We start from the raw sequence: 20,521 nt of genomic DNA, 5'->3' as shown, positions 1-20,521 counted from the left end.
CTCAGCCCCGTCCGGTCGCCGTGCGCGCCGCCAGCGCGCGCAGCAGGGCGCGCGGCACCATCCGCGTCGCCCCCACGATCGTCTTGTACACCGCGCCCGGCACCGACACCGCCTTCCCCGCCTCGAGGTCGTCGAGACCCTCCGACACCACCGTGTCCGCGTCCAGCCACAGCCAGTCCGGGCCCTGGCGCTCCTGCCCGAGGCGCGCGTGGAACTCCGTACGCGTGAAGCCCGGGCACAGCGCCATGACCCGCACCCCGGTGCCGTCCAGCGTCAGCGCGAGGTTCTGGGAGAGCGCGGTGACGTAGGTCTTGCCGGCGCTGTAGACCGACCCGCGCCCGGGCAGGAAGCCGGCCACGCTGGAGACGTTGACGACGTCCCCCCGCCCGCGCGCCACCATGCCGGGCAGCGCGGCCGCGGTCAGCTCGAGCACGGCGGCCATGTTGACCTCGTAGTTCGCGCGCAGCGCCGCGGGGTCGGTGTCGACGAACTCGCCGGCGGTCGCGTAGCCGGCGTTGTTGACGAGCAGGGTGATCGGGCGCCCGGCGTCCAGCCGCTCGGCGACCCGCCGGCGCTCGGCGGTGGCCGCGAGGTCGGCGACGAGCACCTCGACCCCGACCCCGTACCGCGCGCGCAGGCGCTCGGCGAGGCTCTCGAGTCGGCCGGCGTCGCGGGCGACGAGGACGAGGTCGTGCCCGGCGACGGCCAGATGCTCGGCGAACGCGGCCCCGATCCCCGAGCTGGCGCCGGTGACCAGCGCGGTGCCGTCGCGCGCGCCCCGGGGTCCGCGGCGGCTGCGCAGGGCGCCGGCGAGGCCGCCACCACGGCGCAGCCCGGACACGGCGCGCACCGCGGGGAACGGGACGAGCCGCGAGGCGCCCGCCAGCGCCTTGAGACCGATGCCGGGCGTCGAGACCGGGTGACCGGCGGCGTGGTCGGCGAGCGCGGCGGCCGCGACCGCGTCGGCGTCGGGCGGGGCCACGCGCATCGCGACCGCGTCGGCGGCCCGGCCCGGTGGCGGGGTCGGGCACACGACGGTCAGGCCGAGGCCGTCGTGGGCGAGGGCCTGCGCGAGCGACTCGGTGAGCATGGCGACGTAGGCCTGCGCGGCGCCGTCGAGACCGGGCGCGCCGGCCAGCGGCACGTAGGCGCCGGGGCCGGCGACGGTGATCGCCCCGCCCGGACCGGGGTGCCCGCGGGCGATCATCCCCGGCAGCACGGCGCGCAGGAGCGCCAGCACGGCGCGGGCGCTGCGGTCGAGGGCGGCGCGCACCACCGTCGGGTCGCCGTCGGGCAGGGCGTCGGTGCTCGCGGGCGCAGGGCCGACGACGAGCAGGTCGATCGGGCGGGTGTCGGCCTCGAGGCGGCGGGCGACGAGGTCGAGGTCGTCGGCGTCGGCGAGGTCGCCGGGCAGGACCTCGGGGCGCGCCCCGTCCAGTTCCGCGGCCAGGGCCTCGAGCGCGTCGCGCTCGCCGCCCGCGAGGACCAGCTCGTCGCCCGCGGCGTGCAGGCGCCGCACGAACGCGCGGCCCAGGTCGCTGTCCGCGGACGTGACCAGGGTCCGGCGCGGGACGGGCCCGCTCACCGCCCCGAGGACGAGCCGCTGCGGGCGCCCGGCCCGAACTCGTCGTCCTCGACGTCGTAGGGGATGTCCGCGGGGTTGTCGCGGTGGGTCGGGCGGGGCGCGGCCGGGGGGTCGTCCGGCCGGGACGCGTCGCGAGGGGCGTCGTCGTGCGCCGCGGCGTCCTCCGGCCCGGGCTCGGCGCCGTACGGGTCCTCCTCGCCGCCGCCGGCGGCGTCCTCGAGCGCCACGGACACCTCGACGAGCGCCTGCAGCAGGCCCTGGACGCGCTCGGGGTCGGCGCCGGCGTCGATGCTCGCGAGCACCCACGTGTCCTCGGCCCACACGAGCGGAACGTCGTCGCCGACGAGGTCGGCGGCCCGCGCCACGTCCGGGGTGATCAGCGGGCGGGCCTGGGCGACCGAGGTGACGAACGCGTAGCGCTCGCCGACCTGGCCGAGGGAGTCGAGGCCGGCGTCGTCGGGCAGGGGCGCCGAGGGCAGGCGCAGCTCGAGCGCGACGGGCAGCGTGGCCACCCCGCGCACCGCGGCGACGATCCCGGTGACCTGGCCGGCCTGCTCGTGGTCGAAGACGTGCGCGAGGCGGCGGCCGCCGGGGCCGGGCACGGCGCCGGTGGCGAGGTCGAGCGCGCGACCGTGGCCGCCCTGGTGCACGGCGCCGTAGCGCCAGCGGCTGGGCAGGACGGGGTCGACGTCGACGAACTCCCAGCTCTTCTGCTCGGCCCAGCGGCGCCGGTCACGCCGGTGGCCGCCGGTGCGCGCGCGGTCGGACAGCAGCAGCAGCGCCCCGCCGCCCGCGGCCAGCGCCGCGACGACGAACCAGACCCAGGCAGGCACGCCCTGCAGGGTACGACGCCCGCGTCCCCCCATCGTGCAGCCCGTCACCGGCGCGCCGGGCATGTGAGCACTTTCCACGGCTATAGGCGTGGAAAGTGCTCACGAACGACTCCCGGAACCCGGTGGTGGAGCGCGGTTAGAGTCGGTGATCGTGAGCGCCACGCTGGTCGCGCGGGACCTCGCCGCCGCGCACGGCGCCCGGGTGCTGTTCTCGGGTCTCGACCTCGTCGTCGCGCCCGGCGACGTCATCGGGCTCGTCGGGGTCAACGGCGCCGGGAAGTCCACCCTGCTGCGCCTGCTCGCCGGGCTCGCCGCGCCGGACCAGGGCTCGGTCGCCGTCAGCCCGCCGACCGCGACCGTCGGGCACCTGCCCCAGGAGACCGTCCGCGTGCCGGGCGAGACCGTGCGCGGCTTCCTCGGCCGGCGCACCGGCGTCACCGACGCGGCCGCCACGCTCGAGACCGCGACGACGGCGCTGGCGGAGGGCACGCCCGGCGCCGACGAGTCCTACGCCCTCGCCCTCGAGCGCTGGCTGGACCTCGGCGGCGCGGACCTCGAGGAACGCACGGGCGAGGTCGCCGACGACCTCGGCTTCCCCGCCGACCTGCTCGACGCCCCGATGACCGCGCTGTCCGGCGGCCAGGCCGCCCGCGCGAACCTCGCCTCGCTGCTGCTCGCGCGCTTCGACGTGTTCCTGCTCGACGAGCCCACCAACGACCTCGACCTCGCGGGCCTCGAGCGCCTGGAGCGCTGGGTCCGCGAGCTGCGCGCCGGCACCGTGCTGGTCAGCCACGACCGCGAGTTCCTGGCCCGTACGGTCACCTCGGTGCTCGAGCTCGACCTCGCCCAGCAGCGGATCACCCAGTACGGCGGCGGCTACGAGGCGTACCTCGCCGAACGGGAGACGGCGCGCCGGCACGCCCGCGAGGCCTACGAGGAGTACGCCGACAAGCGCTCCGAGCTGACCGCGCGCATGCAGCAGCAGAAGCAGTGGGTGGACAAGGGCGTGCGCAACGCCCGCAAGAAGGCCACCGATCCCGACAAGCACGTCAAGCACTTCCGCGGCCAGACCTCCGAGAAGCAGGCCTCGAAGATCGCCCAGACCGAGCGGCGCCTCGAGCGCATGGAGGTCGTCGAGGAGCCCCGCAAGGAGTGGGAGCTGCGGATGTCGATCGCGACCGCGCCGCGCTCGGGGACGGTCGTCGCGACCCTCGACGGCGCGGTGGTGCGGTTCCCTCGCAGCCCAGCTCCGCCGCGCTCCGTGGGCGGCGCCGGCGACTTCACCCTCGGCCCCGTCACCCTCCAGCTCGACTACGCCGACCGCGTCGCGATCACCGGCGCCAACGGGTCGGGGAAGTCGACGCTGCTCGCCCTGCTGCTCGGGCGCCTCGCCCCCGACGAGGGGCGGGCGGCACTGGGGTCGGGCGTGGTCGTCGGCGAGGTCGACCAGGCGCGCGGCCTGCTCACCGGATCGACCGCCCTGCTCGACGTCCTGTCCCGCGAGCCCGAGCTCGACCGCTGGCCGACCGCGGAGATCCGCACCCTGCTCGCGAAGTTCGGGCTCGGCGCCGAGCACGTCCACCGCGGCGCCGACACCCTCTCCCCCGGCGAGCGCACCCGCGCCGCGCTCGCGCTGCTGCAGGCACGCGGGGTCAACCTGCTCGTGCTCGACGAGCCGACCAACCACCTCGACCTGGTCGCCATCGAGCAGCTCGAGTCCGCGCTCGCGTCGTTCGAGGGCACGCTGCTGCTCGTCTCGCACGACCGGCGCCTGCTCGCGGGCGTCGCGACCACCCGGCACTGGCACGTCGAGGCGGGGCAGGTGCGCGAGCGCAGGTGAGCAGCGCACCCCGGCATCACGGACGGCTCACCCGCGACGACCAGGATGGCGGCATGACTCGACCGACGCTCTCCGCCGCCCTGCTGCTCGCGGGCCTCGGGTTCGGCATGGTGGGCGCGACCGCGTGCGACACCTCGTCGGGCGTCCCGCTGCCCGCGCCGGTGTCGGTGCCGTCCGTGCCGCCGGCACCGGGCGGGGCCCCCGCCCCCGAGCAGGACGACGACGGCTACGTGGCGCCGCCGCCCGCCGGGGGGCAGGAGGCGGGGGATGACGGCGCGGACGACGGCCCGGACGACGCCGCCGAGGGAGCCGGCGGCGGGGACGACGGCTGATCCTGCCGCCGACCGTCGGGACGACCGCGCCACGCCACCGGCCGGCCACCTCGCCGATTCCTCCGGGCCACCGACGCCCGCACGGACACCGCCCTGCGCACAGAGGTGCGGGTCATCGAGCTCATCGATGCCTCCGGATCCCGCGCGGGCGTCCCTCGCCCGGCACGGACCGGGGTCGTCGGCGCCGGTGAGTCCTCCGGGAGAGCGCGATGAGGGCCCTCTCACGGCGCGCGGAGGACCTCGCGGGCGAGGTCGACGAGCCCGTCGTCGTCGCGGGCGGCGCCGCGGCGCGCGGCGCGGTCGAGGGCCTCCGCGCCGAGCCGGGCGGCGAGGTCGTCGCGCAGCGCGGCGAGGCGCGCGGCGTCGGCGCCGAACAGGGCGCCGCCGGAACGGCGGGCGGCGAGGCCGCCGAGGAGCTCGGCCGCCACGTCGTCCCGACCCGCCTGGGCGAGCAGCTCGACCACCGCACGCAGGCCGACCCACAGGTGGGTGCGGTTGCCGGTGCCGCGCCAGTGCTCCAGGGACTCCGCGGCCGCGCGGGCGGCGCCGGGGACGTCGCCCTGGCGGGTGCGCAGGGACGTGACGGTCACCAGGGCGACGCCGAGGGCGTACTGCTCGCCCACCGCGCGGGCGAGGCGGACGGCCTCCTCGACGAGGTCGAGCGCCGCGGCGGGGTCGCGCTCGACCCGCACCTCGCCGCGGGCGTAGACGCTCCACGGCCGCAGCAGGGGGTCGCCGCTGTCGCGCACCGCGGCGTCCAAGGCGTCAGCCTCGGCCACGGCCCCGTCGTGGTCCCCGTCGTACGCGACCGCGAGGAGGCGGCAGCAGATGGCGAGCGCCCGCAGGCGGTGGTCGCCGGCGGCCACCGCGAGGCGCTCGGCGGCCGTCGCCGCCTCGGCCGACTCCGCGCCCCGTCCGGCGAAGCCCGCCACCTCGGAGTGCAGGAAGGCCAGCACGGCCGCCGCGGGATCCCCGGGCGCGGCGAGGGCGCGGCGCCCGGCCGCGACGTGCTCCTGCGCGCGGTCGAGGTCGCCGGCGAACCGCGCCCCCTCCGCGGCGACGGCGTGCACCCAGGGGGTGGAGGTGCCGAGGTCCACCTCCGCGGCGAGGAGCGCGTCGGCCCACGCGAACAGCTCCGGGGTCATGCGCACCTCGCCGACGTCGACGAGCGCGGCGACGAGGTCCGCGGCCAGCGCGGGGTCGTGCGCGGACGACCAGGCGACCGCGGCCCGCAGCTCGTCCCACTCGGCGAGGACGGCGGCGAGGCGGCGGTCGGCGTCCGGGCCCGCGAGGCGTCCGGTGCGGCGCAGGAATCCGCGCGCCTCCTCCGCGTGGCGTCGCCGGACCGCGGCGGTCTCGCCGGCCTCGTCGAGCCGCTCGCGGACGTGGGCCCGCACGGTCTCGAGCAGGGCGTAGCGCGTCGGGCCGGGGTGGGCGTGGTCCACCGACGCGGTGACCAGCGACTTGTCCACGAGCGCGGCGAGCACCGCGTCGAGGTCGGGCTCGTCGGTGATCGCCCGCGCGGCGGCCCGGGTGAAGCTCCCGGCGAACACGCCGAGCCGGTCGAGCACCGTGCGCTCGCGCTCCTCGAGGAGGCGGTAGGACCAGTCGACGACGTCGTGCAGGGTCCGGTGGCGACTCGTGCCGCCGCGGTGCGGGCTGCGCAGGAAGCGCCGGTGCACCGGGAGGTCCGCGGCCAGCTCGGCCGGCGAGACCACCCGCATCCGGGCCGCGGCCAGCTCGAGGGCCAGGGGCAGCCGGTCGAGGCGTCGGCAGACCTCGGTGACGGCGTCGCGGTTCGCGTCGGTGACGGCGAACGTCGGGTCGGCCGCGCTCGCCCGCTCGGCGAAGAGCGCGACGGCCGCGTCGTCGGCCAGCGGCGGGAGCGGGCGGACCCGCTCGCCGGGCACGCCGAGCGGCTCGCGGCTGGTGGCGAGCACGGTCACTGTCGGGCAGGTGGCGGCGAGGCGCTCGACCAGCTCGGCCACGGCGTCGACGACGTGCTCGGCGTTGTCGAGCACGAGCAGCACGCGGCGACCGCGCAGGACCGCGGGGACCCGCTCGCGGGCGTCGGCACCCGACGCGCCCGGGGCGCCCACGGCCGCGACGACCGCCGGGGCGACCTCGTCGCCGGTGGCCACGGTCGCGAGCTCGGCGACGACCACGCCGTCCGGGAACGACCCGCCCACCGACGCCGCGACGTGCCGGGCGAGCGTCGTCTTCCCGACCCCGCCGGGCCCGACGAGCGTCACCGGCCCGTCCCCGAGCGCCCCGGTCACGCCGGCCAGGGCCGACCCGCGCCCGATCATCGCCGGCAGCGCGGGGCCCGGGGACGCCTCCGGTGGAGCGAACGCGCCGTTCGCTCGCGTAGAAGCAGCGGACGGCGCGTTCGCTGCCTCCGCGGGTGCGGGCGGCGCGGGTGCGGGCGCGGGTGCGGGCGGGGGCCGCGAGGTCGGCGCGGGCTCCCCCGCCAGCACCCGGGCCTCGAGCTCGCGGATCGCCGGGCCCGGGTCGAGGCCCAGCTCGTCGGCGAGCACCCGCCGGTGGGCGGCGACCGCGGCGAGGGCGTCGCCCGGCCGCCCGGCGCGGTGCAGCGCGTCGACGAGCAGCTCGCGGCGGCGTTCCCGCAGCGGCTCCGCGGCCACGAGCACCTCGAGCCGGGCGACGGCGTCCCCCGGCCGGCCGAGGTCGAGGTCGGTCTGCGCGCGGGCGTCCTCGAGCTCGCGGCGCAGCTCCTCGAGGCGCACGGCCACGGGCCGGAACGGCTCCTCGTCGGCGAACTCCGCGAACGCCGGTCCGTGCCACAGCGCCAGCGCCTCGTCCAGCAGCGACGCCCGGGCGTGCGCGTCCACCTCCCCACGCGCCCGCTGGTGCAGCCCCGCCGCCGCGGTCGCATCGAGGTCGTCGGCCGCGAGCTCGAGCGCGTAGCCGGGCGGGCGGGTCGCGAGCGCCGCGGCGCCGAGCACCCGCCGGGCCCGCGCGATGAGGCTGTGCAGCGCCGCCTCGCCGTGCACGGGTGCCTCGCCGGGCCACACGTCGTCCACCAGCCGGTCGACGCCGACGACCCGGCCGGGGTCGAGCGCGAGCACCGCGAGCAGGCGCCGGACGCGCCCCGAGCGGACCGGGGCGTCGTCGACCGCGATCGTGCCCAGCACCCGCAACCGCATCTCGTCCACCACCCGCGGCCGCAGCCTAGCCACCCTTGACCGCGGCCTCACCTGGTGCTTGCATGAATGCACTCATTGCACGACTGCAAGGATCGCCGATGGACGAGCGCGAGCACCTCGCCACGAGCTTCGGGGACATGCGACGCGCGATGATCCCCGCCTTCCTGCTCGACCTCCTCGCGGTGGTGGACGGCGGGGACGAGCTCTCGATGACCCAGCTCGCGACGCTCTACGTGCTCGACGGCGGCGAGCCCGTGTCCCTCGGTGCCCTGGCGGAGCGGGTCGGCCGGTCGGTCTCGGCCACCAGCCGGCTCGTCGACGGCCTCGTGCGGCGCGGCCTCGTCGACCGCCAGGAGCACCCCACCGACCGGCGGGTCCGCCGGGTGGCCATCGCCAAGGACGGCGACGCGCTGCTGCGCCGCCTCGAGCGCACCCGGGCCGACGCCCAGCTGAAGATCATGGACCGCCTCGACCCCGCGGACCGGGCCCTGGTGGCACGCGCGATGGCCCTGCTCGGCGACGCCGCCCGGCAGGAGAGGAGGACCGGACCATGACGACCGAGACGCTCGTGCTGCCCCTCGACGCGATCGACCCCGCGGACCCCGCCACGCTCGGCCGGGTCGGCGGCAAGGCCGCCAACCTCGGCGCCCTCGTCCGCGCCGGGCTGCCCGTGCCCGACGGCGTCTGCGTGACGACGGCCGCCTACCGGGCCGCGGTGGGTGCGGCGCTCGATCCCGTGCTCGCCGACGCGGGCAGCACCGACACCGGGGTCCTCGCCGAGAAGGCGCGGGACGTCGTCCTCGCCGTGCCGGTGCCCGACGGCGTCGCCGCCGCCGTGCGCGGGGCGTGCCCCGAGGGCCCGGTGGCGGTGCGCTCGTCGGCGACCGCCGAGGACCTGCCCGACGCCAGCTTCGCCGGGCAGCAGGACACCTACCTCAACGTGGTCGGCGTCGACGCCGTGGTCGAGGCGGTCCGGCGCTGCTGGGCGTCGCTCTGGACCGACCGCGCGGTCGCCTACCGCGCGGCCCGTGGCATCGACCACGCGGCGGTCACCCTGGCGGTCGTCGTCCAGCGGATGGTCGACGCCCGCTGGGCCGGTGTGCTGTTCACCGCCGACCCCGTCTCCGGTCGACGCGGACAGGCCGTCATCGACGCGGCGCCCGGGCTGGGCGAGTCCGTGGTGTCCGGGTCGGTCGACCCCGAGCACGTCGTCGTCGCTCCCGACGGCACGATCGCCGAGCGGCGCGCCGGGGCCGGCGGCACGGTGGTGCGCGCGCGGCCGGGCGGGGGCACGGAGGCCATGACGCACACGGCGGGCGGCGCCACGCTCCCGGACGCCGACGTCCACGGCCTCGTGCGCCTCGGCCGCCGGGTCGAGGAGCTCTTCGGCGCACCGCAGGACGTCGAGTGGGCGATCGACCGCGACGGCACGCGCTGGCTGACCCAGGCCCGCCCGATCACCACGCTCTACCCGCTCGTGCCGGGGCGCCCGGGCCTGCGCCTGTTCCTGTCCGCGAACGTCGCCCAGGGCGTGTTCCGGCCGTTCACCCCGGCCGGGCTGTCGGCGGCGCGCCACCTCGGCACGGGTGCCGCGCGCCTGCTCGGCACGCCGGTCGACGACCCCGAGGCGGGGCCGCCGATGCTCTCCGAGGCCGGCCAGCGCCTGTTCGTCGACCTCACCGACGTGCTGCGCAGCCGCGTCGGGCGCGCCGGCGTGGCCGGCGTCCTCGGGGTGATGGAGCGCCGGTCGGCGGAGGTCATCGCCACCCAGCTCGACCGGCCCGAGCTCGCGGTGACCCGCCGCTCGCCGCTACCGACCGTGCGGCGGGTCGGCCGCCTCGCGCTCCGCTACCGCATCCCGCCGGCGATCGCCGGGGCGTGGATCCGCCCCGACCGCGCGCGGGAGCGGGCCCTGGCCCGGGTCCGGGACGGCGCGGCGACGCTGCCGGCGCCCCCGGACGCCGGGCGGGAGGAGCGCCTGGAGCGGGTGCGCTGGATGCTCTCCCTCATGGCGCCGATGGCGCCGCGGATCGCGCCCGTCCCGATCGCCGGGTTCCTGGCCCTCGGGCTGGCGGCGACGCTCCTCGGCGACCACGCCCGCCCCGACGAGCTGGGCACCGTCCTGCGGGGCCTGCCGCACAACGTCACCACGGAGATGGACCTCGCGCTCTGGGACCTCGCCGTCCGCCTGCGGCGCGACCCCGCCATCGTCGCCGCGCTGACCGGGACGCCGCCCGCCGACCTCGCCCTCGAGAGCGACGACTGGCCGCCCGCGCTCACCGCGGGGCTCGGCGCGTTCCTCGCCGTGCACGGCCGGCGCGCCGTCGCCGAGATCGACCTGGGCGTGCCGCGGTGGTCCGACGACCCGACCCACCTGCTCGGCGTGCTCGCCAACTACGTGCGCCTGACCGACGCCGACCGGGCCCCCGACGCCGTGTTCGCGCGCAGCGCCGCCGAGGCCGAGGCGGTGATCGCGGACCTCGCCGCCCGGGTGGGCGGCCCGCGCGGGCGACTCGTCCGGTTCGCCCTCCACCGGACCCGCGAGCTCGCGGGCCTGCGGGAGCTGCCGAAGTACTGGCTGGTCACGGTGCTCGCCGCCGCGCGGACCGAGCTCGCCGCGGTCGGCGCCGACCTCGTCGCCCGCGGCCTGCTCGACGACGCCGACGACGTGTTCTTCCTGCGGCTGGACGAGGCCGGCGAGGCGCGGGACGACCTCGATCGCCGCGCCCTCGTCCGCGAGCGCCGCGACGCCCACGCCCGCGAGCTGCGCCGCCGACACGTACCGCGCATCGTGCTCTCCGACGGCACCGAGCCCGAGGCGCTCGCCGACGCCGGCACCCCGGACGACGGCGCCCTCACCGGCGTCCCCGCCTCCGCGGGCACGGTGACCGGCCCGGTCCGGGTGATCACCGACCCGCAGGGCGCCCACCTCGAGCCCGGCGACGTGCTCGTCTGCCCGTCCACCGATCCCGGGTGGACGCCCCTGTTCCTCACCGCCGGGGGGCTGGTGATGGAGATGGGCGGGTCGAACTCGCACGGCGCCGTCGTCGCCCGCGAGTACGGCCTGCCCGCGGTGGTCGGCGTCCGCGGGGCCGTCGACCGCCTCGCGGACGTGGCCACGGTGCGGGTCGACGGCACCCGCGGGCGGGTGGAGCCGGTGGACGATCAGGACAGCCGGTAGAAGCGGAAGATGTCGTTGTCGAGCTCGTCGAGCACCTCCACCTGCGCGAACCCGGCCTCCCGGGCGTACGCCTCGAGCGTGCTGCGCCGCATGACCGTGCCGGTGCCCACCGAGCCGGCCGTGGACAGCCCGTCGGGCAGGCAGCACATGAGCGAGAAGCCGTAGAACAGCCGCTCGACCTCGTCACCGTCCGGCGCGAAGGTCTCGGCCACCTTCTCGTCCATGATCAGCACGGTGCCGCCCGGCGCGACGGCCCGGCGCATCGCGGCGAGGACCGCGACCGGGTCGGGCATGTCGTGCACGCACTCGAAGGCGCAGACGAGGTCGTAGGCACCGGCCTCGGCGGTGGCGACGTCGGCGTGGTGCACCTGCACCCGCTCGGCGACGCCCTCGTCCGCGGCGTGCCGGCGCGCGGCCTCGACCGACGCGGCGTCCACGTCGAACCCGTCGACGCGCGCCGAGGGGTAGGCCCGGGCGATGCCGATGGCCGACCAGCCCTCGCCGCAGCCCACGTCGGCGACCCGCCCGCCGCCGCGCAGGGCCGCGTCGACGTCGGGCAGCAGCGGCAGGTGGTCGCGGGACAGGCCGTCGCGCAGCAGCGGGCGGTTCTGCGCCGCCTGCCCCTCGCGGGCGTCGTCGCCGAGCTGCTCCCAGCTGACGCCGCCGCCGGTGCGGTAGGCCTCGAGGAGGTCGTCGATGTGGCGCAGCGACGCCATGAGGATGCGGGCGAACGGGGTCAGGATCGCCTCGCTGTCGAGGTCGGCGAGCACCGGGACGTGCTCGGCGGGCATCGCGAAGCGGCGCTCGTCGGGGGCGGCGGCGGGGTCGTCGACGGTGAGCAGGCCGCTCACCGCCTGGTACTCCAGCCACTCGCGGGCGTACCGGGCGGAGGTCCCGGTGCGCGCGGCGAGCTCCGGCGCGGTGGCCGGCCCGTCCTGCGCGAGCGAGGCGTACCAGCCGAGCCGGTCGCCGAGGTAGAGCGCGGTGGTCTGCTCCATGCCGAGGATCCAGCCGAAGACGGTCTCGGCGCAGGCGTCGGTGGAGTAGGTGCTGGTGGAGTGGGTGCTGGTGGAGTGGGTGCGGGTGTTCTGCGTGGTCGTCATGGGTCCGACCGTCCCGCGCGCTCCTGCCGGGCCGCTGCCGCGTCGCTGTCGCTCCAGGGCCGCACCTCGTCGACCAGGGTGAACGGGGTCTCGGCGGCGCGGCGGCAGCGGGTGGACCCGGCCCGCCCGGCCCGGCTGTCCGCGCGGGAGGGTCCCGCGGCCGGCCGTCGCCGACCGCCGGGTCACACCGCCGGAGCCGCCGCCTCCGCTGGCCGAGGTCCTTGCGCTCGCGCGCTCCCCGTGAGGGCGCGCAGGAACACCGCGCACCCCGCCGCGCCGAGCACGACCGCCACGGCGATCCCCGCCGCCGGGCCCCCCGCGACGTCGGCCGCGAGCCCGGCCAGCGCGGGTCCGAGCAGCCCGCCGCACGCCGCGGCGAGGTGCATCGTGCCGAGGCGCAGCCCGAACCCCTCGACGCCGAAGAGCTCGGCCGCCGCGGCACCACTGACCCCGACGAAGGCGCCGTGGCCGCAGCCGAACACCACGGCGAACGCGACGAGACCGGCCGTGCGGACGCCCGCGAGGTCGGCGAGCAGCCAGCCCGCGACGCTCGCGGTCAGAGCGACCGCGCCGACCCGGCACACCGCCCAGGCACCCCACCGGGCCACGGCCGGCACGACCGCGAGGCGCGTGAGCAGGCTCGCCGCCCCGGCGACGGCGACGAGGACGGCGCCGTGGGCCAGCGGGGTGCCGCGCAGCGACGCGAACGAGGCGAGGTGGACGAAGGGCACGAACATCGCGGCGCAGATCCCCACCGCACCGAGCACGTAGCGACGGAACGCCCGGTCCCGCAGCGCCGACCACGGCGCGGGCACGCCGGCCGGTGTCGCGGGCCCGCCGTCGCCACCGGCCGGGACCGCCGGGATGCAGGCCCCGACGACCAGCGCGGCCACCGCCGCCAGCGTGACGGCCGTGCCGCGGACCCCGAGCGCCGCGACCAGGGCGACGGTCGCGGGTGGCGTGACGACGGTCGCGAGCCCCGCCCCGGCCGAGGCGACGACCAGCGCCGCGGACCGGTGCCGCTCGACGGCGGCGCCGACGGCGGTCTGCAGGGGCACGAACAGGCACCCCGCACCGCCGCCCACGCCCAGCGCGAACCCCGCGGCCGCCACCGGGAACGACCCCGCGCCCGCGAGGACGAGCAGGCCGCCGGGCATCGCGACGGCGCCGGCCACGACGAGCGGGCGGGTGCCGTGGCGCTGGCTCCACGGACCGGTGACGACGCCGAGGCCGAGCGTCACGGCCAGGGTGGCCGCGAGCATCGCCGCGGCGGCGCCCCGCGCGACCCCGAACTCCGCGGCGACCGGCCCGACGAGCGGGCCGGTGCCGGTGGCGAGCCCGAGGCCCACGGTGGTCGCGGCGACCGTGGCCGCGAGCAGGCGCCCAGGGGTGCTCACGACGCCCCCGGCACGAAGTACTCGCCGGCCACCGACGTCTCGTACCGCGCGGATCCGACCGCCGCCTCCAGTCCCGCGGTCTGGGTGGCCTGGGCGCGCAGCGCCGCGACCTTGCGGTCGAGCAGCTCCCCCGAGAGCTCGAGGTCGACCGCGAGCCGGTCGGTGGGCACCGGACGGAACGCGTCGTCACCGTCGTCCATCGGCTCGACGAACTCCCCGAACCGCTCCACCCACGCCGCAGTGACGCAGGCGTGCAACAGGCGCGGCCCCCGACCGTCAGCACCTGCGAGCTGGCGCAGCGCGCGGTCGGTCCAGGCCGAGACGGCGCGGTGGTCGCCGTGGCCGGTCAGCCCGTCCGGCCCGAACGTGACCACGGTGTCGGGCGCGACGTCGGCGAGCACGGCGGCGAGCTCGTCGACGGTCTCCGCGCCCGGGTCGCCGCGCAGCGCCCCGTCGAGGTGACAGCGGCCGCGGGCGTCGCCGAGGAAGCGGTGCTCGATGTCCCCGTGCAGCGCGGCCATGCTGGCGACGATCTCGTGGCCGCGGCGGGCGGCCAGCCGGGCGGGCGGCCAGCGCGCCGGGTCGTCGGTGCCGTGCTCGCCGCGGGTCGCGGTGACGACGACGACCCGCTGCCCGCGGGCGGCGGCCGCCGCCATCAGCCCGCCGGAGAGGTACACCTCGTCGTCGGGATGCGCCCAGACGCCGACGATCGTGCCCAGGCGGTGCACCGCGTCGACGGTGCGGATCACGGGGCTCGTCACGGTGGTGAGGCTCGTGGACAGCGTGGTCATGGCGGTCTCCTCGGGAGCGTCGCGGTGGACGTGACCGAGGGTCGACCCCGCCGCTGTCAGCCGGCGTGCACGCCGCTGTCAGCCCCGAGGTGCCGGCTGACGGCCGCGCGGGCCAGCGCGAGGGCCTGGTGCCGGTCCGGGGCCTGCGCGGACGGGAGGCGCCGCGGACGGTCGGGGGCGTCGGGGGCGTCCGGGGCCCGGTCGGCGGCGGCGTCGAGCAGGTCGGCGGTGGCCGCGTCCCCGAGCTCGCGCAGCAGGTCGGCGAGGTTGCGCAGCGTGACCCACTGGTGGCCCCAGTTGCCGCCGCGGTCCCAGTGGTCGATGACGTCGCGGTAGCCGGCCAGCGCGGCGGGGATGCGCCCGGCCCGCGAGAGCAGCGAGGCGAGCCCGACGGCGGCGATCGCCTCGAGGAACGTCGAGCCGACGGAGCGGGCGGAGGTGATCGCGGCCCGGTAGCCGCGCTCGGCCGCCGCGGTGTCGCCCTCGACGCTGTCGATCTCGGCGGTGACGTAGGCGACGAGCCCGCGCAGGGTCGGGACCTCGCCGACGGGCACCAGCGCAACGATCTCCCGGGCCCGCGGCGGGTCGCCCGCGTACAGCGCGGCGAGGGCGCCGACGCCGGGCTCCGGGACCGGCCGGTCGGCGTGCGCGACGGCCTCGAGCTCGTGGGTGACGGCGTCGGCCCAGCGCCCGGCGGTGAGGTCGGCCTGGGCGAGCGCGGCGAGCGCGAGGCGCCGGTCCTCGCGGTCCGTGTCGCGGGCAAGGGCCGCGCGGGCCAGTCGCTCGGCGACCGGGGCCTCGCCGCGCATGTAGGCGTCCTGCGCCGCGGCCCCGAGCACCCGGGCCTCGAGCGGGTGGCCCGCCATCCCCGGGTCGTCGAGCAGGGCGCGGGACCAGCCGCGCACCTCCACGAGGTCGCGCCACGTCGCCGGCTCGACCAGGGACACGGCCATCGCCGCGGCGGCGTCGAGGTCCCCGCGCGTGCGGGCCAGGCCCCACGCCGCGCGCAGGTTGCCGTGCTCGCGCTGCAGGACGGCGTCGACGGCGGGCTCCTGCGCGGTGCGGCCGGTGCGCTCGACCCACGCGGCGAGGTCGACCGCCCAGCGCACGACCGCGGCCTCGGCGGCGTCGGCCTCGTCGGCGGCGACCAGCTCGTCACGCCCGTAGGCGCGCAGCGTCTCGAGGACGCGGTAGCGGGTCCGGCCGGTCCCCGTGCCCGTGCCCGTGTCGGCCTCCACCATCGACGCGTCGACGAGGCGGGCGAGCAGCTCGCCGGCGTCGGTGGCGAGGCCCAGCCCGTCGGCGATCGCCTCGACCGCGGTGGGGTCGAGGCCGTCGGCGAACACCGTGAGGTGGCGGAAGAGGCGCTGCTCGTCGGGCGCGAGCAGGGCGTACGACCAGGCCACGGTGGCGCGCAGCGTGCGGTGGCGCGTCGGGGCGCCGCGGTTGCCGAGCAGGTCGAGCGCGCGGTCGAGCCGGGCCGCGAGCGCCGCGGGGGCGAAGGTCGACAGGCGCCCGGCCGCGAGCTCGATCGCCAGCGGCAGGCCGTCGAGACGCCGGACGACGTCGGCGACGTGGGCGAGCTCGCCGGCGTCGAGCACGAGGTCCGGACGGACGCGGGCGGCGCGGTCGAGGAACACCGCGACGGCGGGGACTCCGGCGAGCCCGTCGGGGTCGTCACCGCGCGCCGGGACCGCGAGCGGCGCGAGGCGCACCACGGTCTCCTCGGGCAGGCCCAGCGGCTCGCGGCTGGTGACCAGCACCGTCACCCCGGGCGCGCGCTCGAGGACGGTCGCGACGAGGTCCCGCACGCCGTCGAGCAGGTGCTCGGCGTTGTCGAGCAGCAACAGCCGCGGGGCGCCGGCGAGCTCGTCGAGGCACGCGTCGAGCACGTCGCCGGGCAGGGAGCGCAGGCGCAGCGCCTCGGCCAGGGCGTGCGGGAGCGCGGCGGGGTCGGTGACGGGCGCGAGGAGCAGGGTCGCCGACTCCGGTGACCGGGCCGCGAGCTCGCGGGCCAGGCGCGTCTTGCCGACCCCGCCGGGCCCGACCACCGACACCAGCCGCTCCCGCCCGAGCAGCGTCCCGGCCGTCGCGAGCTCGGCGTCGCGGCCGTGGAGCCTCGGTGCCGTCGGGGTCGGTGCCGCCGGGGTCGGTGCCGCCGGGGTCGGTGCCGCCGGGGTCGGTGCCGCCGTGGTCGGGGGTGGTGGGGTCGGCGGCGGCGGCTGCTGGGGTGGTGATGCCGGCGGCGACAGCTCCCCGTCCGCCACCGCCCGCTCGAGCTCGGCCAGCGCCGGCGAGGGGTCGAGGCCGGCGTCCTCGGCCAGCCGCCGGCGGAACTCGCGCGCGGCCTGCAGGGCCCGTGGTGCCTGGCCGGTCGCGGCGCGGGCCCGGACGAGGCCGAGCACGGCGGGCTCGCGCCACGGGTCCTCGGCCACCGCGTCCCCCGCGGGGGCGAGGGCCTCGTCCGCCGCGCCGGCCGCGATCAGCGCCTCGACGAGCCGGTCGGTGACGTCGCACCACAGCTCGCGCGCCGCGTCGGCGGCCGCCCGCAGGCCCGGGACCTCGAGGAGGTCCGCCAGCGCCGGGCCGCGCCAGGTCGCGCGGGCGGTGCGCAGGCACTCCGCGGCAGCTCGGGGATCGGCGAGGTCGCGGGCACGGTCGCGCAGGTCGCGGACCCGGCGCAGGTCGAGGGCGTCGGGCGGGAGGACCAGCCGGTAGCCGCCCGCGACGGTGAGCAGGCGCGGCGCGGCGGGCCCGAGATCGGCGCGTAGGCGCGAGACGTGGCTGTGCACCGTCGCCCGCCCGCTGTCGGGCGGCTCCTCCGGCCACAGGGCGTCGACGAGCTGCTCGACCGTCAGCGCCCGCCCCTCGGCCAGCGCGAGCAGCGCCAGCACGGCGCGGCGCTTCGGCCCGCGCACCGCCACCGGCGCGTCGCCGACCCGCAGGCGCAGCGGCCCGAGCACGTCGACGGACGCCGCCGGCCCGGCCTGGTCGTCGCCCACCGTGATGAGCATGCCCGCCTGCCAGCGCCGTGCAAGGGGCCTGTCAGCCGCTCGGCTCAGTCTTCCGGGGCACCGAACGCCACACCGTCACCGGGAGGACCCCGCCATGTACGCCCTGCTGATCACGTTCACCTCGTCCGTCGCCGCCGAGGACATGGCCGACGACGCCGCGCACTTCGCCGAGGCCGTGCGCTCCGTGCCCGGCTTCGTGGCCAAGACGTGGCTGCACGACGGCGCCCATCACGGCGGCTTCTACCTGTTCACCGACCGCGCGGCCGCCGAGGCCTACCGCGACGGCCCCCTCGTCGCCGGCCTGCGCGCCCACCCGGCCTTCAGCGACCTCGAGGTCCGCGGCTGGCCGACCAACACCGAGCTCGGCGCGCTCACCGGCGCCATCCCCGCGCCCGCCGCTGCCTGACCGGCACGAACCCCCGAAGAGGAGAACACCGTGACCACCCTCGACACCCGCGAGGACGCCCTCGTCGCGACCCTGCGCACCACGCTGACCGGCGACGTCATCGACCGCACCGACCCCCGCTACGACGAGGCCCGCGCGGTCTGGAACGGCCTCGTCGACCGGCACCCGGCCGTGATCGCCCGCTGCGCGGGCACCGCCGACGTCGTCGCCGCCCTCGCCGCCGCCCGCGCGCACCGCCCCCCGGTGAGCATCCGCGGCGGCGGGCACCAGGTCGCCGGCAGCGCGGTGTGCGACGACGGCCTGGTCATCGACCTGTCGGGCCTGACCGCCGTCACCGTCGACCCGGACGCGCGCACCGTCCGCGTCGGCGCCGGGGCGCGCTGGGCCGACGTGAACCGCGCCACCCAGCGCGACGGGCTCGTCGTGCCCGGCGGCGAGGTGTCCGAGACCGGCGTCGCCGGCCTGACCCTCGGCGGCGGCATGGGCGCCGTGCAGCGCGCCTTCGGCCTGTCGTGCGACGCCCTGCGCGCGGTCGAGATCGTCACCGCCGACGGGGTGGTGCGCACCGCGAGCGCCACCGAGCACCCGGACCTGTTCTGGGCGGTCCGCGGCGGCGGGCGCGGCATCGGCGTCGTCACGACGATGGAGTTCGCCGCGCGCCCGCTCGGTCCGCAGGTGGCGAACGCGCTCGTCCTCTACCCGGTCGAGCAGGCCGCGGCCGTCCTCGACGCGTGGCGGGAGCTGGTGCCGACGCTGCCGGAGACGGTGTCGCCGGAGTTCGCGCTGTGGAGCGTGCCGCCCGACCCGGAGCTGCCGACGGAGATGCACGGCGCGCCGGTCGTCGTCGCCGGCGGTCTGTACGCCGGGCCCGCCGAGGAGGGCCTCGAGGTGCTCGCCCCGTTCGCCCGGCTCGGCACGCCCCAGGTGGACGCCACCGCGATCACCGACTACACCGCGAGCCAGTCGGCCCTCGACCCGCTCTTCCCGGCCGGGGCGCGGTACTTCTTCAAGTCCCACTTCCTCGAGCACGTCGACGACGGCGCGGCCGCGGCGATCATCGACGCCGGCCGGGACCGCCCGACACCCGGCTGCATCGTCGTCGTGCGCACGATGGGCGGGGCGATCGCCCGGGTCGGCGACGACGAGAGCGCGTTCGCCCACCGCGGCGCGGCGTTCAACGTCAGCATCGACGCGGGCTGGACCGACCCGGCGATGGACGACGCGGCGATCGGCTGGGCGCGCCGCGGCTGGGACGGCCTCGCACCCTTCGGCACCGGCGGCGTGTACGTCAACTTCGCCGGGTTGGACGAGGACGCCGACCGCGCCACGTCGTTCGGGACCCACGCCGGGCGGCTGGACGCGATCGCGCGCACCTACGACCCCGACGGGATCCTCGCCGGCGCCGCGGCCCGTCCCTGATGTATCGAGCGAAGGGCCCCCTCGATCGAGTAGAACGGCGAGGGGCGCCCTTCGCCGAGCTCGACGAGGTGTCACCACCGCGACACCTCCGTAGCCCAATCGTGTGGACCGGAGCCGATCGGGCAGTGCCCCTTTACGACGTTCCGTCATCAGCGGACCGTGGGGCGCGCGGTGGTGTCCCACCGCCGCAGGCCAACGGGGGGCGGGGAGGCCCGACGACCGACCCGGCCGGGTCGGGGATCGTCGGTCGGCCACGCGCTCGTCGAGCTGCTCGGACCGGGTCGCCACGGCGGACTCCTCCTCGCCCACCACGAGGGGAGAGACCATGACCCAGACGCGGGAGCCGCGGACGACACCGGCGCCCCCAGCGGCGATCGACCAGGCCAAGCTGGAGGCCTTCCTCGGCAAGGTGGTCGACGAGGTCGGTGCGGCCTACAACACGGTGCTGACGGCCATCGGCGACCAGCTCGGTCTCTACCGGGTGCTCGCGGACACCGGACCGCTGACGTCCGCCGACCTCGCCGAACGCTCCGGGACTGCGGAGCGCTACGTACGGGAGTGGGCCAACGCCCAGGCCGCGAGCGGCTTCCTGCGTTACGACGCCGACGCCGGCACGTACGAGCTCCCCCCGGAGCAGGCGTTCGTGCTCGCGGACGAGACCAGCCCGGTCTACCTGGCGGGCATCTTCCAGGGCGCCCCGGCGGTGTTCGGGCTGACCCCGCGGATCGTGGAGGGCTTCCGCACCGGGCAGGGAGTGGGCTGGCACGAACACGGGGCGGCGCTGTTCGAGGGCACCGAGCGGTTCTTCCGCTCGGGGTACCGGGCGAACCTGGTCTCCGACTGGATCCCGGCGCTGGACGGGGTGGAGGAGAAGCTGCGCCGCGGCGTCGCGGTCGCCGACGTCGGGTGCGGCCACGGCGCCTCCACACTCCTGCTCGCCGAGGCCTTCCCGAGCTCGACGTTCGTCGGCTTCGACTACCACCAGGCCTCCATCGACGCCGCCCGCCAGCGGGCCGCCGACGCCGGCCTGGGCGCCGACCGCGTGCGCTTCGAGGTCGCCGGCGGCGACGAGTACCCCGGCACCTACGACGTCGTGGCGATCTTCGACGCCCTGCACGACATGGGCGACCCGCTGGCGGTCGCGCGCCACGTGCGGGAGTCGTTGACCCCGGACGGCACGTTCATGCTGTTCGAGCCGGCCGCCGGTGACGGCGTCGCCGACAACCTCAACCCGGTCGGGCGCCTGTACTACGCGATCTCGACCATGGTCTGCACGCCGGCCTCGCTCGCCCAGCCCGGGCGCGCGGCGCTGGGGGCCCAGGCCGGCCCGGCGCGGCTCGGGGCGATCCTGACCGAGGCCGGGTTCACGCGGGTCCGCGAAGCCGCCCGCACCCCGTTCAACATCGTCCTCGAGGCCCGGCCCTGAACCCGCGGCCGACCGCGAGGCGCTGAG

The 20,521-nt window shown here is 77.9% G+C and carries 14 protein-coding genes; 7 read left to right on the top strand and 7 right to left on the bottom strand.

Annotation, left to right across the window (positions count from 1 at the left end):
* Position 1: 1 nt before the first annotated feature.
* Positions 2 to 1,585, bottom strand: coding sequence for an SDR family NAD(P)-dependent oxidoreductase (locus tag PGB27_RS29360; RefSeq protein WP_332843788.1), 1,584 nt, complete (start codon positions 1,583 to 1,585; stop codon positions 2 to 4).
* The gene (locus tag PGB27_RS09900; protein WP_274200205.1) at positions 1,582 to 2,418 is read right to left on the bottom strand and encodes a type III secretion system chaperone family protein; all 837 of its coding nucleotides are present in this window, start codon (positions 2,416 to 2,418) and stop codon (positions 1,582 to 1,584) included. Before PGB27_RS09900 ends, PGB27_RS29360 begins: the two co-directional genes overlap by 4 nt.
* 151 nt (positions 2,419 to 2,569) lie before the next feature.
* Between PGB27_RS09900 and PGB27_RS09895 the strand changes: the two genes are divergently transcribed.
* A complete protein-coding gene (locus PGB27_RS09895; protein ID WP_274200204.1) occupies positions 2,570 to 4,258 on the top strand; it encodes an ABC-F family ATP-binding cassette domain-containing protein in 1,689 nt (562 codons plus the stop codon).
* A 53-nt stretch (positions 4,259 to 4,311) separates the two neighbouring features.
* Positions 4,312 to 4,590: a hypothetical protein gene (locus tag PGB27_RS09890; RefSeq protein WP_274200203.1), complete on the top strand. Its 279-nt coding sequence runs from the start codon at positions 4,312 to 4,314 to the stop codon at positions 4,588 to 4,590.
* A gap of 221 nt (positions 4,591 to 4,811) precedes the next feature.
* On the opposite strand, the gene PGB27_RS09885 is transcribed toward PGB27_RS09890, so the two are convergent.
* Positions 4,812 to 7,757: an AfsR/SARP family transcriptional regulator gene (locus tag PGB27_RS09885; protein ID WP_274200602.1), complete on the bottom strand. Its 2,946-nt coding sequence runs from the start codon at positions 7,755 to 7,757 to the stop codon at positions 4,812 to 4,814.
* Positions 7,758 to 7,855: 98 nt separating this feature from the next.
* Here PGB27_RS09885 and PGB27_RS09880 point away from each other — a divergent pair, with 98 nt between their 5' ends.
* On the top strand, positions 7,856 to 8,311 hold the full coding sequence (locus tag PGB27_RS09880) for a MarR family winged helix-turn-helix transcriptional regulator (RefSeq protein WP_274200202.1): 456 nt from the start codon (positions 7,856 to 7,858) through the stop codon (positions 8,309 to 8,311).
* Complete coding sequence (locus PGB27_RS09875; protein ID WP_274200201.1) at positions 8,308 to 10,938, top strand: PEP/pyruvate-binding domain-containing protein; 2,631 nt, start codon at positions 8,308 to 8,310, stop codon at positions 10,936 to 10,938. The genes PGB27_RS09880 and PGB27_RS09875 overlap by 4 nt, the downstream gene beginning before the upstream one ends.
* Here the strand turns inward: PGB27_RS09875 and PGB27_RS09870 are convergent.
* The 4 genes from PGB27_RS09870 to PGB27_RS09855 form a co-directional block, all read right to left on the bottom strand.
* Complete coding sequence (locus PGB27_RS09870; RefSeq protein ID WP_274200200.1) at positions 10,923 to 12,041, bottom strand: class I SAM-dependent methyltransferase; 1,119 nt, start codon at positions 12,039 to 12,041, stop codon at positions 10,923 to 10,925. The genes PGB27_RS09875 and PGB27_RS09870 overlap by 16 nt on opposite strands.
* Positions 12,042 to 12,223: 182 nt before the next feature.
* Complete coding sequence (locus tag PGB27_RS09865; RefSeq protein WP_274200199.1) at positions 12,224 to 13,438, bottom strand: MFS transporter; 1,215 nt, start codon at positions 13,436 to 13,438, stop codon at positions 12,224 to 12,226.
* Positions 13,435 to 14,229 carry a PIG-L deacetylase family protein gene (locus PGB27_RS09860; protein ID WP_274200198.1) on the bottom strand — a complete coding sequence of 265 codons (795 nt, stop codon included), beginning with the start codon at positions 14,227 to 14,229 and terminating at the stop codon, positions 13,435 to 13,437. The genes PGB27_RS09865 and PGB27_RS09860 overlap by 4 nt, the downstream gene beginning before the upstream one ends.
* A gap of 56 nt (positions 14,230 to 14,285) precedes the next feature.
* Positions 14,286 to 17,243 carry an AfsR/SARP family transcriptional regulator gene (locus tag PGB27_RS09855; protein WP_274200197.1) on the bottom strand — a complete coding sequence of 986 codons (2,958 nt, stop codon included), beginning with the start codon at positions 17,241 to 17,243 and terminating at the stop codon, positions 14,286 to 14,288.
* A gap of 94 nt (positions 17,244 to 17,337) precedes the next feature.
* Here PGB27_RS09855 and PGB27_RS09850 point away from each other — a divergent pair, with 94 nt between their 5' ends.
* The 3 genes from PGB27_RS09850 (at position 17,338) to PGB27_RS09840 (ending at position 20,494) form a co-directional block, all read left to right on the top strand.
* Positions 17,338 to 17,649, top strand: a complete 312-nt coding sequence (locus PGB27_RS09850) for a YdhR family protein (RefSeq protein WP_274200196.1) — start codon at positions 17,338 to 17,340, stop codon at positions 17,647 to 17,649.
* A gap of 30 nt (positions 17,650 to 17,679) precedes the next feature.
* Positions 17,680 to 19,068: an FAD-binding oxidoreductase gene (locus PGB27_RS09845; RefSeq protein WP_274200195.1), complete on the top strand. Its 1,389-nt coding sequence runs from the start codon at positions 17,680 to 17,682 to the stop codon at positions 19,066 to 19,068.
* A 325-nt stretch (positions 19,069 to 19,393) separates the two neighbouring features.
* On the top strand, positions 19,394 to 20,494 hold the full coding sequence (locus PGB27_RS09840; RefSeq protein WP_274200194.1) for a class I SAM-dependent methyltransferase: 1,101 nt from the start codon (positions 19,394 to 19,396) through the stop codon (positions 20,492 to 20,494).
* The last annotated feature ends 27 nt before the right edge of the window (positions 20,495 to 20,521 follow it).

The organism is Actinomycetospora lemnae, assembly GCF_028737315.1.
GTDB classification, from domain to species: Bacteria; Actinomycetota; Actinomycetes; order Mycobacteriales; family Pseudonocardiaceae; genus Actinomycetospora; species Actinomycetospora lemnae.
The sequence above is the reverse complement of the archived record's forward strand: the minus strand, read 5'-3'. Positions and strand labels throughout refer to the sequence as shown.